General features: G+C 68.5%; 13 protein-coding genes. 9 read left to right on the top strand and 4 right to left on the bottom strand.

The features are described 5' to 3' along the window. The first annotated feature begins 8 nt into the window (after positions 1-8). Entirely contained in the window at positions 9-845 is an 837-nt protein-coding gene (sseA, locus tag GYM46_RS15375) for a 3-mercaptopyruvate sulfurtransferase (RefSeq protein ID WP_008262486.1), read from the top strand. Between the two features lies 1 nt (position 846). Here sseA and GYM46_RS15370 read toward each other — a convergent pair whose 3' ends face one another. Both GYM46_RS15370 and GYM46_RS15365 read right to left on the bottom strand, forming a co-directional pair. Continuing rightward, positions 847-2,208, bottom strand: a complete 1,362-nt coding sequence (locus tag GYM46_RS15370; protein WP_040349573.1) for a dicarboxylate/amino acid:cation symporter — start codon at positions 2,206-2,208, stop codon at positions 847-849. Between the two features lie 33 nt (positions 2,209-2,241). Further along, positions 2,242-3,336, bottom strand: a complete 1,095-nt coding sequence (locus GYM46_RS15365) for an amino acid ABC transporter substrate-binding protein (protein WP_322298616.1) — start codon at positions 3,334-3,336, stop codon at positions 2,242-2,244. Between the two features lie 81 nt (positions 3,337-3,417). Here GYM46_RS15365 and metC point away from each other — a divergent pair, with 81 nt between their 5' ends. From metC to GYM46_RS15330, 7 genes are all read left to right on the top strand, one after another. Beyond that, a complete protein-coding gene (gene metC, locus GYM46_RS15360; protein WP_008260086.1) occupies positions 3,418-4,596 on the top strand; it encodes a cystathionine beta-lyase in 1,179 nt (392 codons plus the stop codon). A gap of 23 nt (positions 4,597-4,619) precedes the next feature. Further along, entirely contained in the window at positions 4,620-5,969 is a 1,350-nt protein-coding gene (locus GYM46_RS15355; protein WP_008261053.1) for an O-antigen ligase family protein, read from the top strand. Next, positions 5,944-8,043, top strand: coding sequence for a DNA topoisomerase IV subunit B (gene parE, locus GYM46_RS15350; protein ID WP_008258683.1), 2,100 nt, complete (start codon positions 5,944-5,946; stop codon positions 8,041-8,043). The genes GYM46_RS15355 and parE overlap by 26 nt, the downstream gene beginning before the upstream one ends. Positions 8,044-8,090: 47 nt before the next feature. After that, positions 8,091-9,503, top strand: coding sequence for an FAD-binding oxidoreductase (locus GYM46_RS15345; protein WP_008260564.1), 1,413 nt, complete (start codon positions 8,091-8,093; stop codon positions 9,501-9,503). A 720-nt stretch (positions 9,504-10,223) separates the two neighbouring features. Then, positions 10,224-10,994: a peroxide stress protein YaaA gene (yaaA, locus tag GYM46_RS15340; RefSeq protein ID WP_040349574.1), complete on the top strand. Its 771-nt coding sequence runs from the start codon at positions 10,224-10,226 to the stop codon at positions 10,992-10,994. 52 nt (positions 10,995-11,046) lie between these two features. Continuing rightward, positions 11,047-11,916: a 3-hydroxybutyrate dehydrogenase gene (locus GYM46_RS15335; protein ID WP_008259939.1), complete on the top strand. Its 870-nt coding sequence runs from the start codon at positions 11,047-11,049 to the stop codon at positions 11,914-11,916. Positions 11,917-11,940: 24 nt separating this feature from the next. Then, complete coding sequence (locus GYM46_RS15330; RefSeq protein ID WP_008264379.1) at positions 11,941-13,005, top strand: patatin-like phospholipase family protein; 1,065 nt, start codon at positions 11,941-11,943, stop codon at positions 13,003-13,005. Here GYM46_RS15330 and GYM46_RS15325 read toward each other — a convergent pair. Then, entirely contained in the window at positions 13,002-13,931 is a 930-nt protein-coding gene (locus GYM46_RS15325; RefSeq protein ID WP_008264089.1) for an L-threonylcarbamoyladenylate synthase, read from the bottom strand. The genes GYM46_RS15330 and GYM46_RS15325 overlap by 4 nt on opposite strands. Then, a complete protein-coding gene (locus GYM46_RS15320) occupies positions 13,928-14,479 on the bottom strand; it encodes a cytochrome b (protein ID WP_008260517.1) in 552 nt (183 codons plus the stop codon). Before GYM46_RS15320 ends, GYM46_RS15325 begins: the two co-directional genes overlap by 4 nt. A 119-nt stretch (positions 14,480-14,598) precedes the next feature. On the opposite strand from GYM46_RS15320, the gene GYM46_RS15315 reads away from it, so the two are divergent. Next, positions 14,599-16,383 (top strand): acyl-CoA dehydrogenase, encoded by a 1,785-nt coding sequence (locus GYM46_RS15315; protein ID WP_008261745.1) that lies wholly within the window; start codon positions 14,599-14,601, stop codon positions 16,381-16,383. The last annotated feature ends 1 nt before the right edge of the window (position 16,384 follow it).

Here is a 16,384-nt window from a genome sequence, read left to right as displayed (position 1 = left end):
CTGGGGGCATGACCCAGTCTTCGCCCCTGATCTCGACAGCCGACCTCGCCGCCCTGATGGAGGATCCGACGCTGCGGATCGTCGATGGGTCCTGGCATCTGGACGGCCGCGACGCCCAGGCGGACTTCGACCAGGCCCGGCTGCCCGGCGCGGTCTTCTTCGATCTCGAGGCGGTCTCGGACCACGGCTCGGACCTTCCGCACATGCTGCCGACGGCCGCCGCCTTCGCCGAGGCGGTCGGAGCCCTCGGCATCGCCGCGACCGACACCATCGTCATCTATGACACGATCGGCCTGCGCTCCGCCCCGCGCGTCTGGTGGACCTTCCGGCTGATGGGGGCGACGAACGTGCGGGTGCTGGACGGCGGCCTGCCGCTCTGGCGGGCCGAAGGGCGGCCTCTGGTCTCGGGTCCGGCGCAGACGCCGACCCCGGCGTCGTTCAACGCATCACGACGCAGCGACGCGGTCGCCGACCTGCCGACCGTCTTGGCGGCCCTGACCGGCGAGGCGCAGATTCTGGATGCGCGGCCGGCGGCCCGGTTCGCCGGTCAGGCGGCGGAACCCCGCGCCGGCCTCCGCTCCGGCCATATGCCGGGCGCGCTGAACCTGCCCTTCCTCTCCGTGATCGGCGAGGACGGACGACTTCTGGAGCCCGAGGCCCTGCGCGCCCGGTTCAGCGACGCCGGGGTGACCTTCGACCGCCCGATCATCACCAGCTGCGGCTCGGGCGTCACCGCCGCGATCCTCACCCTGGCCCTGGCCACGCTCGACGCGCCATCGAGTCTCTACGACGGCTCATGGGCCGAATGGGGGTCCCGGACCGACACCCCCGTCGTTCTCGACTGACTCAGCCCGCCGTTCCGTGCTTCAGGCCGCGTCGGGCGGCCCCCGGAAGATCTTCGGGCGCCGCAGGCTCGACCGGCTCGACCGGATCGTCCTTCTCGCCGCGCGAGACCACCGTGGCCAGCACCAGATCGCCGGTGACGTTCAGCGTGGTCCGGCACATGTCCAGGAAACGGTCGACCCCCAGGATCAGGCCGATCCCTTCCGGCGGCACCTTCACCATGACCAGGATCATGGCCACCACCGGCAGCGAACCCGCCGGCACCCCGGCCGTGCCGATCCCGCCCAGGATACAGACCAGCATGACGATGACCTGCTGGGTCAGGCTCAGTTCGACGTTGAAGAACTGGGCCAGGAACAGCACCGTCACCCCCTCGAACAGGGCCGTGCCGTTCTGGTTGGCGGTAGCGCCGACCGTCAGGACGAAACGGGCGATCTTCCTGGGCAGTTTCAGCTCCTGCTCGGCCGCCTTCAGCGACACCGGCAGCGAGGCGTTGGACGAGGCGGTGGAGAAGGCCACCACCATCGGCTCGCGCACGGCCCTGAAGAAGGCGATCGGCGAACGCCCGCCCAGCAGCCAGATGACCAGCGGATAGACGACGAACATGTGGATCGCCATGGCCCCGACGGCGACGCCGACGAAGGCCGCCAGACGCACCAGCAGATCCCAGCCGAACAGGGCCGCCAGGTTGAACATCAGGCAGGCGATGGCGAAGGGCGCCAGTTTGATGAAGAGGTTGATCAGCTTCATCGTCACTTCCAGCAGCCCCTCGATCACCTCTTGCAGGCGGTCGGTTGCAGGGCTCTTGGCCATGACCAGGCCGATGCCGAAGAACAGGGCGAAGACCATCAGGGGCAGGATCTGGTTCTCCGCCGCCGCCGTGACCGCGTTGGACGGCACCAGTCCCAGGAAGAAGTCGCCCAGTTGAATGGTCTCCGGCGCGTTCTGGACGATGCCGGCGGCGCCGTCGCGTCCCTGTTCCAGCAACTGCTGCGCCATGGCGGGATCGACGCCCCGGCCGGGCTGCAACAGATTGACCATGACCAGGCCGATCACCACCGCGATGCCCGAAACCAGTATGGTCAGCAGCAGGGTCTTGATCCCCGCCCGTCCCAGCGAATTCAGGTCGCCCATCTCGGCCACCCCGATCACCAGGGCCGAGAACAGCAGCGGGATGACCATCATGAACAGCAGGCGCAGGAAGATCTGCCCCGCCGGTCCTGTGATGTTGTCGGTGACCCAGACCACCCAGGCCGTATCGGCGCCCAGCGCCAGATTGACCCACAGCCCCCCGCCCAGGCCGACGGTGAAGCCGATCAGCATCAGCCAGTGGAGGGCTATGCCCCCAGGTTTCGTCTCGGTCATCCATCCCCCAGGAAAAGACTCAAGCTGCGGCGCTTAACGGATCGGCAATCCATAGATCAAGCCGGCCGGCCGCGCGTTCCACTGTGCGTTCAATCCGCGCGCCAGGTCGAGCGGCGATTGCGAACCCAGGTTCCGGTCGAAGATCTGGCCGTAATTTCCGACCGACAGTATGGCGTCCTTCGCCCAGTCGTCGGACAGGCCCAGCAGGGCGCCGTATTCGCCCTCAGACCCCAGCAAACGCTTGATGCGCGGGTCGTTCGACGTCTTCGACAAGGCTTCGGCGTTCTCCTGCGTGACCCCGAATTCCTCGGCCAGGACGACGGCGTTCAGGGTCCATCGCACCACGTCGGCCCAGCGCTCGTCCCCGGCCCTGACGACGGGCCCCAGCGGCTCCTTAGACACCACGTCTGACAATATCGTGTGCGCCTGAGAATCCGCCAGAACCGTGCGGGCGGCGGCCAGGGCCGATATGTCGGCGCTCAAGGCGTCGCAGTCTTCCCGGCCATAGGCGTCCCGCGCCGCCTCCTCGCTGGGCAGAACCACCGGGCGATAGGCGATGCCGCGCGAGCGGAAGAAGTCGTCGGCGTTGGCCTGGGCTGTCGATCCCGCCTGGACGCAGATCCGGGCGCCGTTCAGTTCCGTGGCGCTGGCCAGGCTCAGAGACCGCCGCACCAGGAAGCCCTGGCCGTCGTAATAGTTGATTCCCGCGAAGACGAAGCCCTCGCCGGCGTCCCGGCTCATGGTCCAGGACGAATTGCGCCACAACACGTCCACTCGGCCTTCCTTCAGCGCCGCGAACCGGTCGGACGCAGACAGGGGCACGAACCGAACCGCGTTCCCGTCGCCGAAGATGGCCGCCGCCATGGCGCGACAGAAGTCGGCGTCGAACCCACGCCACTGACCGCGGTTGTCGGTATAGGCGAAGCCGACCAGCCCCTGATGCACGCCGCAGTTCAGCCGCCCGCGTCGCTTGACCGCGATCAGGGTCGGGCTGTCGGGGCGATCCGTGGCCACGCTGGGCGTCGGCAGGGTCTGCGAGGCGGTTTCCGGCGTCGGGTCGGGGTTCCCGCGTCCGCAGGCCGCCGTCAGCAGGGCCGCCGCCATAACTCCGATCGTCAAGACCCGCATCGCGTTTCGCATCCTCCGCCGCTTGCGCCCCGCTGACTTTAGAGGCCTTTAGGCCCTGATCCGCAACCCATCGGAGAGGCCATGTCGCCGCATTCGGACCGCACCCGTCTGATCTCGTCCGCCACCCGGCGGGGCCAGGGACGCCGCCCGGTCAACCCACCCATCGAACGCGCCTCGACCATGCTCAGCGACCGGGCGGAGACCATGCGGGACGACGCCGATGGTCCGACCTACGGCCTGGACGGCGGCTCGGCCGCGCGCCAGCTGCGCGCCGCCCTGGCCGATCTGGAAGGCGCGGCCGACGCCTTCATCGTCCCGTCCGGCCTCGCCGCCGTGACCGTGCCCCTGCTGGCCCTGACCCGGCCGGGCGACGAGGTGATCACGAGCGACGCGATCTATGGCCCGTCCCGCCGGTTCCTGGCCCGCTACCAGGCCGCGCGCGGGGTCACGACCCGCTTCCTGCCCGCCGATACGGATGCGGCGGGCCTGATCGCCGCCCTCGGCGACCGCACCCGTCTGGTCCTGATGGAATCGCCCGCCTCCCTGACCTTCGAGATGATCGATGTGGCCGCCGTGGCGTCCGCCTGTCGCAACCGCGGCGTCCTGACCGTGATCGACAACACCTGGGGCGCAGGCCTGGCCTTCAAGCCCCTGGCCTACGGCGTCGATGTCAGCATCCAGGCCCTGACCAAATATGTCTCCGGCCATTCCGACGTCCTGATGGGCGGGATCGCCGCCAGCGTCCCCGCCTGCCTGCGCGCCGTCGCCGACACGATCGAGGATCTGGGCTGGCACGTCTCGCCCGACGACGCCTGGCTGGCCCTGCGCGGCCTGCGCACCCTGCCGCTGCGCTATGCCGAACAGGGGCGGTCGGGCCTGATCGTCGCCGAGTGGCTGCAGGCCCGGCCCGAGGTGGCCCGCGTCCTCTATCCGCCCCTGCCCGGCGCGGTCGGCCATGACCTGTGGACGCGGGACTTCACCGGCGCCGCCTCCCTGATGGGCGTGGTGCTGAAGGGCGGACACACGGCCGCAGCCTGCGCCTTCCTCGACGCCCTTTCCCTGTTCGGCATGGGCTATTCCTGGGGCGGGTTCGAAAGCCTGATCACTCACGAAACCCACCAGATGGCCTATCGGGATCATCCGCCGATCCTGGAGGGCGAGCTGATCCGCCTTCACATCGGGCTGGAAGACCCCGCCGACCTGATCGCCGACCTCGAACACGGCTTCGCCGCCTTCCGCGCGGCGCTCACCCTTCCTTAAGCGGCCGGGGCGACAGTCGCCCCGTGCACGCCTCGCCCGTCCAGATCGATGATTCGGACGCCCCGCCCGCCTGGGAACAGTGGGCGGCGGGCTTCGTCGTCTTCATGCTGACCGGCGCCCTGATCGCCCCGGTCATCGCCCCGGACCAGGGCGAGACCCCGATCCTTCGCCTGATCTGGCTGCCCGTCTACGCCGTCACCGCCGGCCTGATCGTGTTTCGCTTCGAAAAAATCATCCGCGCCTGGCCCGCCTGGCTGATGGTCGGCGGCCTCGTCGGCCTGGCCTATGTCTCGCAGTACTGGTCCATCGATCCCGGCGTCACCGACCGGCGCGTCATCGCCCTGGCGATCAACAGCGCCTTCGCCGTCTATCTGGGCGCGGTCTTCCGGGACGCGGCCCTGCCCCGCGTCCTGATGCACACCTGTCTGGTCATGGCGGTCGGCAGCCTGATCATGGTCTTCGCCTTTCCCCGCATCGGGGTTCACCAGTACGACAACGCCGGTCTGTGGCGCGGCCTCTGGTACGAGAAGAACCAGATGGGCCTGGTCATGGTGGTCGGCGCGGTCTCGGCCGCCGCCAGCCTGGCCGCCGACCATCTGGCCGGAAACGGGCGCAAGCCCTGGGTCGCCCTGCTGACCTTCGCCCTGACCACGCTTCTGGTCGTGGCCACCCAGTCCAAGACCTCGCTGCTGTGCTGGATGCTGGGCGTCGGCATGGTCGGCGGCTGGTGGACGCTGAAACAGGGCGGCGCGGCCGTGACCGTCGCGGCCGTCTGGCTGGGCGTGGTGATCGCCGCCGTCGGGACCTGGTTCTGGAACACCGATTCCGCCGCCATTCTCGAAGCCCTGGGCAAGGACCCGTCCCTGACCGGCCGGACCCTGATCTGGGAGGCCCTGATGCGCAAGGTCGCCGAACGCCCCTGGACCGGTTACGGCTTCAGCGCCTTCTGGGGCGTCGATTCCATTCCCGCCCGCGAGATCCGGCTGGAGACCCAGTGGCCCGTCCCCTCGGCCCACAACGGCTGGATCGACCTGCTGGTCCAGCTGGGCTGGCCCGGCGCGGTCGCCGTCGGAACCCTGATGGCCGTGTCCGCCGTCATGATCCTGATCCGTATGAACGGCCTGGGCGCGCGCGAGGGGTTCTGGAGCGTCGGCTATCTGGCGGTCTTCTTCGCCCTCAGCCTGTCCGAGAGCGTCCTGCTGACCCACGCCAACCTGCCCTGGGTGCTGATGCTGGCGATTCTGGCCCGCGCCGTGACCTTCGATCCGGTTCCGGTGCGACCGCCGCTTGCTCGACCGGCGACACGCGCCTACCAGAACCGGCTCCGAATCGCCTCAGACTATGTGAATGGCCGACGACCTCTTCGCTTTTGACGACACGCCCGAGGCGCCCAAGCCCGAGGCGCCCAAACCTGTCGCGGTGACGCCGCCCCAGGCTGCGCCCGCCCCTGCGCCAAAACCAGTCCCGACGCCTGTCGCCGCAGCCCCGACCGCCCCGGCCCCGACCGCAGGCGCCCAGAACGCCTATTCCGCCTCCTCCATCGAAGTGCTGGAAGGGCTCGAGCCCGTTCGCAAACGCCCCGGCATGTATATCGGCGGCACCGACGAACGCGCCCTGCACCACCTGTTCGCCGAAGTCCTCGACAATGCGATGGACGAGGCCGTGGCCCGTCACGCCAAGCTGATCACCGTCGAACTGGACGCCGACGGCTATCTGTCGGTCCGCGACGACGGCCGGGGCATCCCGGTCGATCCCCACCCCAAACATCCCGGCAAGTCGGCGCTGGAGGTGGTGATGACCGTCCTCCACTCGGGCGGCAAATTCTCCGGCAAGGCCTATGAGACCTCGGGCGGCCTGCACGGCGTCGGCGTCTCGGTCGTCAACGCCCTGTCCGAGCACCTGGACGTCACAGTCTGGCGCGACGGCTTCGAGTGGAAACAGTCCTTCTCGCGCGGCAATGTCCTGGGTCCGATCCAGCAGGTCCAGCCGTCCAGGAAGCGCGGCACCCAGATCCGCTTCAAGCCGGACGACGAAATCTTCGGCATGGGCGCGGCCTTCAAGCCCGCCCGCCTGTTCCGCATGGCCCGCTCCAAGGCCTATCTGTTCCGCGGCGTCGAGATCAAATGGACCTGCGCGCCCGAGCGGATCACCGACGCCACACCGACCCAAGCCCTGCTCCACTTCCCCGGCGGTCTGGCCGACGCCCTGATCGATCGAATCGGCGAGCTGGAGACCGTCACCCCCACCTTCGCCGGCCGCGCCGAGCGTCAGGGCGAGGCGGGCGCCTTCGAATGGGCCGTCACCTGGTCCCCCATCGGCTTCGGCGAGGCGGACGGCTTCATCCAGTCCTACTGCAACACCGTCTCCACCCCCGACGGCGGCACCCACGAGGCCGGCTTCCGCGCCGCCCTGGTCAAGGGTCTGAAATCCTACGGCGAACTGACCAACGAGAAGCGCGCCGCCATCATCACGGCCGAGGACGTCACCGCCAACGCCGGCGCCCTGATCAGCGTCTTCATCCGCAATCCCGAATTCCAGGGCCAAACCAAGGACCGCCTGTCCTCGCCCGAGGGCGCCCGCCTGGTCGAACAGCTGCTGCGCGACCCGCTGGACCACTGGCTGACCGAAAGTCCCAAACAGGCCAACGCCCTGCTCGGCTTCGTCGTCGATCGCGCCGAAGACCGGCTGCGCCGCCGCAAGGACAAGGAGGTCCAGCGCGCCGCCGCCACCCGCAAGCTGCGCCTGCCCGGCAAGCTGTCGGACTGCAGCCGCCAGTCGGCCCAGGGCACCGAACTCTTCATCGTCGAAGGCGATTCGGCCGGCGGCTCGGCCAAACAGGCGCGCGACCGCACCACCCAGGCCATCCTGCCCCTGCGCGGCAAGATCCTGAACGTCGCCTCCGCGACCGCCGACAAGCTGCGCCAGAACATCGAACTGTCCGACCTGGCCCTGGCCCTGGGCGTCCAGCCCGGCAATCGGTTCAATATCGACGACCTGCGCTACGAGCGGATCGTCATCATGACCGACGCCGACGTGGACGGCGCCCATATCGCGGCCCTGCTGATCACCTTCTTCTACCGGGTCATGCCCGAGACCATCCGTCAGGGCCGGGTCTTCATGGCCCTGCCGCCGCTGTACCGGATCTCGGCCGGTCCCTTGAGCGAATACGCCCGCGACGACGCCCACCGCGACGAACTGCTGGCCACCGTCTTCAAGGGCAAGAAGACCGAGATCGGCCGGTTCAAGGGCCTCGGCGAAATGATGGCCTCCCAGCTGAAGGAGACCACCATGGACCCGAAGAAGCGCACCCTGGCCCGGATCACCGTCCCCGACGCCGAAACCAGCGTCGAGGATCTGGTCGAACGCCTGATGGGCAAGCGCGCCGACGCCCGCTTCCAGTTCATCCAGGAAAACGCCCAGTTCGTGAAGGAAGACCTGGACGTCTGAGGCCGACGGCCCTTCCACCTCGCCCTCGCGCCTGACAAAAGGGAGCCATGCAGACGCCCGCCCCCTCTCCCGCCGTTCTGGACGAACTGAAAGCCGCCCTGGGTCCGGGCGGCTGGACCCAGGATCCCGAGGTCATCGCCCCGGCCCTGACCGAATGGCGCAACCGCTGGACCGGCCATACGCCGATCCTGCTGACCCCGCGTTCGACCGAGGAGACGGCCAGGGCGGTCGCCATCTGCGCCCGCGAAGGCGTGGCCATCACGCCCCAGGGCGGCGGCACCGGCCTGGTCGGCGGCCAGATCCCCTTCGGTGAAGTCCTGCTGTCGACTCGCAAGATGCGCGCCGTCCGCGACGTCACCCCCCTGGACGACGCCATGACGGTCGAGGCCGGCCTGACCCTGCTGGAGGCGCAACAGGCGGCGACGGCCGCCGGCCGCTATTTCCCGCTCAGCCTCGCGGCCGAGGGGTCGGCCACCATCGGCGGCGTCATCTCCACCAACGCCGGCGGCACCCAGGTGCTCCGCTACGGCATGATGCGCGACCTGGTGCTGGGCCTTGAGGCCGTCATGCCCAATGGCGAGATCTTCCGGGGCCTGAAACGCCTCAGGAAGGACAACACCGGCTACGATCTGAAACAGCTGCTGATCGGCGCCGAGGGCACCCTGGGCGTCGTCACCGCCGCCACCCTGAAACTCTTCCCCATCATGCGTTCGCGCGCCGTCGCCGTCGTCGGCCTGGAGACGGCCGCCGCCTCCGTCGAACTCCTCGCCCGCGCCAAGGCCGAGACCGGCGGCGGGGTCGAGGCCTTCGAGCTGATGAAGCGTCTGGGCATGGAACTGGTGCTCAAGAACATCCCCGACACCCGTGAACCGCTGGACTCGACGCCCGACTGGTACGTCCTGATCGAGATCGCCTCCGGGACGCCCGGCGGCGCCGAGGCCCAGATGGAGGCCCTGCTGGAAGTCGCCTTCGAGCAAGGCCTGATAACCGACGCCGCCATCGCCCAGAACGACGCCCAGCGCGCCGCCTTCTGGCGCCTGCGCGAAGAACATTCGGCGGCGCTGAAGCCCGAGGGCGGCGGCTGGAAACACGACGTCTCCGTCCCCATCAGCCGCATCGCCGAATTCATCGACGAAGCCTCGGCCGCCGTCGAACGCTTCCACCCCGGCGCCCGGATCTCGGTCTTCGGCCACGTCGGCGACGGCAATCTGCACTATGACATCCTGCCCGGCGTGGGCCAGGACATCCCCGCCTTCATCGGTCGCTGGAAGGAAGGCTCGCAAGTGGTTCACGACGTTGTCGGAACCTATGACGGCTCCATCTCCGCCGAACACGGCCTGGGCCGGCTGAAGACCGAAGAGGTCAAACGCTACAAATCCCCCCTCGAGATCGAAACCATGGCCGCCCTCCGCCGCGCCATCGACCCGAAGCGGATCATGAACCCGGCGGTGCTGTTCTAACCTCGGCGACACGCCCCCTCCGTCACGGCGCTCTGCGCCGCGCCACCTCCCCCAAGGGGGGAGGATCTCCGTCATCCCATTCCTCTCCCCCTGGGGAGGTGATCGCCCCACTCCTCCCCCCTTGGGGGAGGTGGATCGCCGGCGAAGCCGGCGAGACGGAGGGGGCCCGAACGAACGAGTCCAACTATCCTAATGACGCTGGTCTCACTTCAGTGATTCCAACACCTTCCCAGATTCTCACCCCCTCCGACCCATCACCCCTCCCACACCCCCTATAATCACGCCCGGTCTCGTCGCTTGGAGGGCTCGTAAGGCCTGCGACCTTGCGGCGGCGGGAGCGGATGGAACGGGAGCGGGGGTGAAATCCCTCCGCGCCGACGGCGTCTCAGGACGCCGTCGGAGGGTCGAGGGGGATACTCGATCGCACTCGGGACGGTTCTTCGCAGGGACCGCCGGCCCGTCGCAGGCTTATGGGGTTAGGCGATAAGACCGCCACCGCTCGGCGCCCCGAGCTTGCAGGCCAACCATTCGCGCGGGGCGTCAAACCTTCGTCGAAACGGTACTCAAAACACAAAACTCCGGGCGAAGGCCCGGCGCCCCGCCCAGCCCTCCATGAACTTCGCATCGAAAGCGCGAGGACGATCCCCCACGCCGTCATCGCGCCCGGTTCAAATCGTCACCAAGGCGCCCTATGTCAGCGGGCCACCACGGAGCCGCCTCTTGCTGATCGTTCTTTCTCCCGCCAAGCGGCTGGACTTCACCGAAGCCGACCCCGCCATTCCCGGCACGGACCGCCGCTTTCTGGACGACACGGCCAGCCTGGCCGTGACGGCGCGGCGTCAGACCAAGGCGGACCTGCGTCGTCTGATGGGGATTTCCGACGACCTGGCCACCCTGAACCTGGAACGGTTCAAGGCCTTTGATTCCGACTCGACCGACGGGGTACAGGCCGCCTTCGCCTTCGCCGGCGACGTCTATGAAGGCCTGAAGGCGCGCGAGCTCGACGCCGAGGCCCTCGACTTCGCCCAGGACCGGTTGCGCATCCTGTCGGGCTTCTACGGCCTGTTGCGCCCGCTGGACCGGATCCAGCCCTATCGGCTTGAAATGGGCACGCGGCTCAAGACCCGGCGCGGGTCCAGCCTCTATGATTTCTGGGGCGACCGGATCTCGAAACAGCTGAACGCGGACGCCGAGGACCACGCCGACCCGACCCTGGTCAATCTGGCCAGCCAGGAATATTTCGGCGCCGTGGACGCCAAGGCCCTGAAACTGCCGGTCGTCACCCCCCAGTTCCGCGAAGAGAAGAATGGCGAGAGCCGCATCATCTCCTTCTTCGCCAAGAAGGCCCGCGGGGCCATGGCCCGGTTCGCCATCGACGAGCGGGTGGAACGGGTCGAGGACTTGAAGGCTTTCGACCGCGACGGCTACAGGTTCGACAAGGCCGCCTCGACGGACAACGAGTGGATATTCATCAGGTCGGGAAATTCTTGATCCCCGCCCCGTCCTGCCGCTAGTCTCTCGACAAAACACGAAGGGCGGATTCATGTTCAACTGGTCGAAGTCATCCAAGGGCCCCAGCGCCGCACCAGCCGCCGCACACGGCGACGCCCCGGTGTTTCGCGACATCGGCGACCTGAAGGGTCAGGTCGCCGTCATTTCGGGCTCGACCTCGGGCATCGGCCTGGCCCTGGCGCGGGCCGTGGCGGCGCGCGGCGGCGACGTGGTGCTGAACGGGCTGGGCGATCCAGCCGAGATCGAACGCACCCGCGCCGGGCTGGAAGCCGGCTCCAGCGGCCGGGTCCGCTATCACGCGGCCAATATGATGCGTGGCGATGAGATCGCCGACATGGTCGCCTTCGCCAAACACGAGTTTGGCCGCCTCGACATCCTGGTCAACAACGCCGGCATCCAGCACGTCGAATCCGTCGAGAAATTCCCCACCGACAAGTGGGAGCAGATCATCGCCATCAACCTGTCCTCGGCCTTCTACGCCACACGGGCGGCCATTCCGATCATGAAGGCCCAGGGGCGCGGCCGGATCGTCAACATGGCCTCGGCCCACGGCCTGGTCGCCAGCCCGTTCAAGTCGGCCTATGTCGCGGCCAAGCACGGGATCGTCGGCTTCACCAAGACCGTCGCCCTGGAACTGGCCCAGGACAATATCACCTGCAACGCCATCTGCCCCGGCTTCGTCGAGACCCCCATCGTCGAGAAACAGATCGCCGACCAGGCCCGCACCCGCGGCATCTCCAAGGAACAGGTCCTGCACGACGTCATCCTGGCCGCCCAGCCGACCAAGAAATTCGTGACGACCGACCAGTTGGCGGGCCTCTTCCTCTATCTGGTCAGCGACCTGGGCGCCTCGGCCAATGGCGCCAGCTTCTCCATCGACGGCGGCTGGACCGCGCAATAGACCAATGACCTAGGGGACGGCGGCATGGCGATCTTCAGACGCAAGGCCGCCGAACCGGCGGACATCGTCCCGTCGACCTCGGGACGACGGCCCCTGTCCCTGGCGCTGCAGGGCGGCGGAGCGCACGGCGCCTTCCAGTGGGGCGTTCTGGACCGGCTGCTGGAGGACGGCCGGCTGGAGGTTCGCGCCGTCTCGGGCGTCTCGGCGGGGGCCATGAACGGCGCGGCCCTGGTTTCGGGTCTCGCCGCCGGCGACGCCCGCGCCGCCCTCGACAAACTGTGGCGCGAGATCAACCAGTCGGGCGGCCGCAACGTCTTCGGCGACAGCACCCTGTGGAACCCGGCCCAGACACCGGACTGGATCAAGGACACCCCGCTATGGCGCGCCGGCGAGACCTTGGCCATGTCCATGAGCCCCTATGAATTCAATCCGCTAAATCACAACCCTCTGACACGGGTTCTAAAGGCGGCGGTCGATTTCGGCGCGGTTCAGGCATCCGATATAAAGATGTTCGTCGCCGCCACCGCCGTGCGCCAGGCCCGGGCCCGCATCTTCGAATCCGGCGAGATCACCGCCGACGTCCTGATGGCCTCGGCCTGCCTGCCCCATCTGTTCCAGGCGGTCGAGATCGACGGTGAACCCTATTGGGACGGCGGCTACCTGACCAATCCGCCGCTGTGGCCCCTGACCGGCGATGACACGCCCGACGACGTCCTGCTGGTGACGCTGAACGCCATGGTTCGCGACGAGACGCCGCGCAGCGCCGGCGACATCGTCGAACGGCTGAACGAGATCGTCTTCAACGCCCCCCTGGTCGCCGAGCTGCGCGCCATCGCCATGGCCGCCGAGATGATCGCCGGGGGCCAGCTGAAACACGGCGGCGGGTCCTATCGTCAGGTCCGGCTGCACGCCATCGAGGCCGACGGCTGGCTCTCGGACCTGTCGCTGAGGTCCAAGTTCAACACCGAATGGAGCTTCCTCAATGATCTGAAGGCGCGGGGACGGGCCGCCGCCGACGACTGGCTGGAGACCTGCCTGCCCTGCGTCGGGCGGCACTCCAGCGTCGATCTCCAGGCCCGGTTCGGCTAGCCGACGAAGCCGGCGGCGCGGCGCAGACGGTCGTTGATCGCCTCGCCCAGACCCTGTGACGGGATCGGCGACACGGCGATTCCGGCAGGATGCGTGCGATCCGCTTCCCTGAACAATCTGAACAGGTTGGCCGCCGCTTCTCGCAGATCGCCCGAGACGCTCAAGCTCCAGCGCGGATCGCCCGCCCCCGGTCCGAAGCCCAGCAGGATCTCGCCGTCACGCGGCGCGACGACGTCGATCCGAACCGGGGCGTCGGGGGCGTAATGCGCCGCCAGCCGGCCCGGCGACCTGTGCCCGTCGCCGCCGTCCGCCAGCGGCCCGACCACGGCCTCGATCTCGGCGCGGGTCACCGCGCCCGGCCGCAGCAGCGACACCCGCCCGCCCAGCACCGACACGACCGTGCTCTCCAGCCCCACCGCGCAGGGCCCGCCGTCCACGGCCGCCGTGACGGCGAACCCCGTCTCCTCCACCGCATCGGCGAAATTCGTCGGACTGGGCCGTCCCGACCGATTGGCCGAGGGCGCCACGACCGGCCCGCCAAAGGCCGACAGCACCGCCCGCGCCGCCGCATGGCCCGGAACCCGGATGGCCACGCTGTCCAGCCCGGCCCGGGCAAGATCACAGACCCGCCCTCCGTCCCGCACCGGTGTCACCAGGGTCAAGGGGCCCGGCCAGAAGGCCTCGGCCAGCGCCCGGGCCGAGACGTCGAACACCCCGACAGCCTCGGCCGCGACGGCGTCGGCGACATGAGAAATCAAGGGATTGAAGCGCGGCCTTCCCTTGGCCTGGAAGATGGCGGCCACCGCCTCGGCGTTGCCCGCGTCGGCGCCCAGGCCATAGACGGTCTCGGTCGGCAGCAGGATCAACTCGCCCCGGCGCAGGGCCGTGGCCGCCTGATCGGCCGTATCGCCGGACCTTTGGGTCATGGCCGACGCGGGATCAGCGGAATCATCCGGTGCAGCACATTGTCACGATTGATGAATTGATGCTTCAGCGCACCCAGCACATGAAGCGCGATCAGGACATACAGGCCCTTCATCACCACCTCATGGACCTCCATGAACCGACCCGCCGTCTCGCGACCGCCGCCGACCGGCAGCAGGGGCCAGTCGAACAGACCGAACCAGGCGATCTCCCGCCCGGCCGCCGATGAGGCCAGCCAGCCGGTCATCGGCATGGCGATCAGGACGACATAGAACAGCACATGGGTCGCACGCGCCGCCAGTCTTTCCCAGCGCGGCAGGTGGCCCGGGAGGGGGATGGCCGGATGCGCCAGCCGCCAGCCGATTCGCGCCAGGGTCAGGACCAGGATGGTGATACCCACCGACTTGTGCAGCATGACGAATTGGCCCGACAGGACGCCTTCCGTCTTCTCATGCGCCGTGATCAGCAGCACCTGGGCCAGCACGCCCAGGGCGATGATCCAGTGCAGCGCCAGCGACACCGTCGAATAGCGATTGCGAGGTTCGGCCATGACTTCCCTTCCGTGGCGGCAGGGCGCCACTGTGCCCCGACGAAGAGCCTTGCGCCAAGCCGCTTGCGACGAGGGGCGATGACGAGGCACTTAGGCCTGAATATGCATCGAGGAAACCCATGAGCTACCGCGCACCCGTTCGTGATCTGGCCTTCACCCTGGAGGCCATCGCCGGCATGGCCGACGTCGCCGCCACCGGAGCCTTCCCGGACTATGATTCCGACGTCGCGGGCGCGGTGCTGGAAGCGGCCGGACAGTTTTCCGAGGAGGTGCTGGCCCCATTGAACCGCATCGGCGACCAGCAGGGCTCGCACTATGCGAACGGCGCAGTCACGGCCGCCCCCGGTTTCGCCGACGCCTATCGCCAGTTCGCCGCCGGCGGCTGGACCGGCCTGTCGGCTCCGGTCGAGGTCGGCGGCCAGGCCCTGCCCAAGGCGCTGGAGCTGGCGGCCTATGAGACCGTTCACGCCGCCAATATGGCCTTCGGCCTGTGCCCCATGCTGTCGCTGGCGGCTATCGAGGCGTTGGACCAGGTCGGGACCGAGGAACAGAAGGTCAAATATCTGACCAAGCTGGTCAGCGGCGAATGGACCGGCGCCATGGTCCTGACCGAGCCGGGCGCCGGCTCGGACCTGGGGTCTCTGATCACCACGGCCACGCCGAACGGCGACGGCACCTACGCCCTGAACGGCCAGAAAATCTACATCACCTGGGGCGACCACGACGCCACCGACAACATCATCCATCTGGTGCTGGCCCGCCTGCCCGACGCGCCCAAGGGCCCCAAGGGCATCAGCCTGTTCCTGGCGCCCAAGTTCGCGGTCAATGACGACGGCAGCCTGGGCGACCGCAACGGTTTCCGCCCGGTCGGGGTCGAACACAAGCTGGGCATCCACGCCTCTCCGACCTGCGTCATGAGCTATGAAGGCGCGCGCGCCGAACTGGTCGGCCGACCGAACGAGGGCCTGGCCCATATGTTCGTGATGATGAACGCCGCCCGCCTCGCCGTCGGCGTCGAGGGCGTCGGCATCGCCGAACGCGCCTATCAGCACGCCCTGGCCTATGCGCTGGACCGTCGCCAGGGCCGCTCGGTCTGGACCGGCGAGGCCAACGCCCCGATCTTCGACCATCCCGACGTGCGGCGGATGCTGGGGGTGATGAAGGCCAAGACCTCGGCCGCCCGCGCCATCTGCCTGTCGACCGGCGTCGCCGCCGACCTGGCTCGTCATGCCGGAACTGAGGAGGATCGTCGGCGCTGGAAGGCCCGCGAGGACCTGTTCACCCCCATCGCCAAGGCCTGGTCCACCGACGTCGGCTGCGAGGTGGCGTCGCTGGGCGTCCAGATCCACGGCGGCATGGGCTTCATCGAGGAGACGGGCGCCGCCCAATATTACCGCGACGCCCGGATTGCACCGATCTACGAAGGCACCAACGGCATCCAAGCCATGGACCTGGTGGGCCGCAAGCTGTCGATGGACGGCGGGGAAGCGGCCCGGGCTCTGATCGCCGACATGAAGGCGACCCTGGCGGACCTGGCCCACCTCTATTCCGGCAAGCCGCTGGAACGGTTCGCCACGGGGATCGAGGCGGTTCAGGACGCCACCCTGTGGCTGCTTGATCGCAAGGCCGAGGCCGAGGCGGCCGCCGATGTCCTGGCCGCCGCCGACGCCTATCTCAAACTGCTGGGCGACGTGGTCGGCGGATGGATGCTGGCCAAGGGCGCCCTGGCGGCCAAGGCGCGACTCGACGCCGGCGAGGGCGACCCCGTGTGGCTGCAGGGCAAGCTGGACCTGTATGAGGTCTATGCCGCCAATGTGCTGGGCCATGTCTCCAGCCGCCTGGCGGCCGTAGGCCAGGGCGGCGATCTGTTGAAGCGGTTGACGGCCGAAGCCCTGACGGGCTGAG

Source organism: Brevundimonas mediterranea (assembly GCF_011064825.1).
Lineage (GTDB): Bacteria > Pseudomonadota > Alphaproteobacteria > Caulobacterales > Caulobacteraceae > Brevundimonas > Brevundimonas mediterranea_A.
Note: the sequence above shows the minus strand (reverse complement) of the source record. Positions and strands in the feature narration are given on the sequence as shown.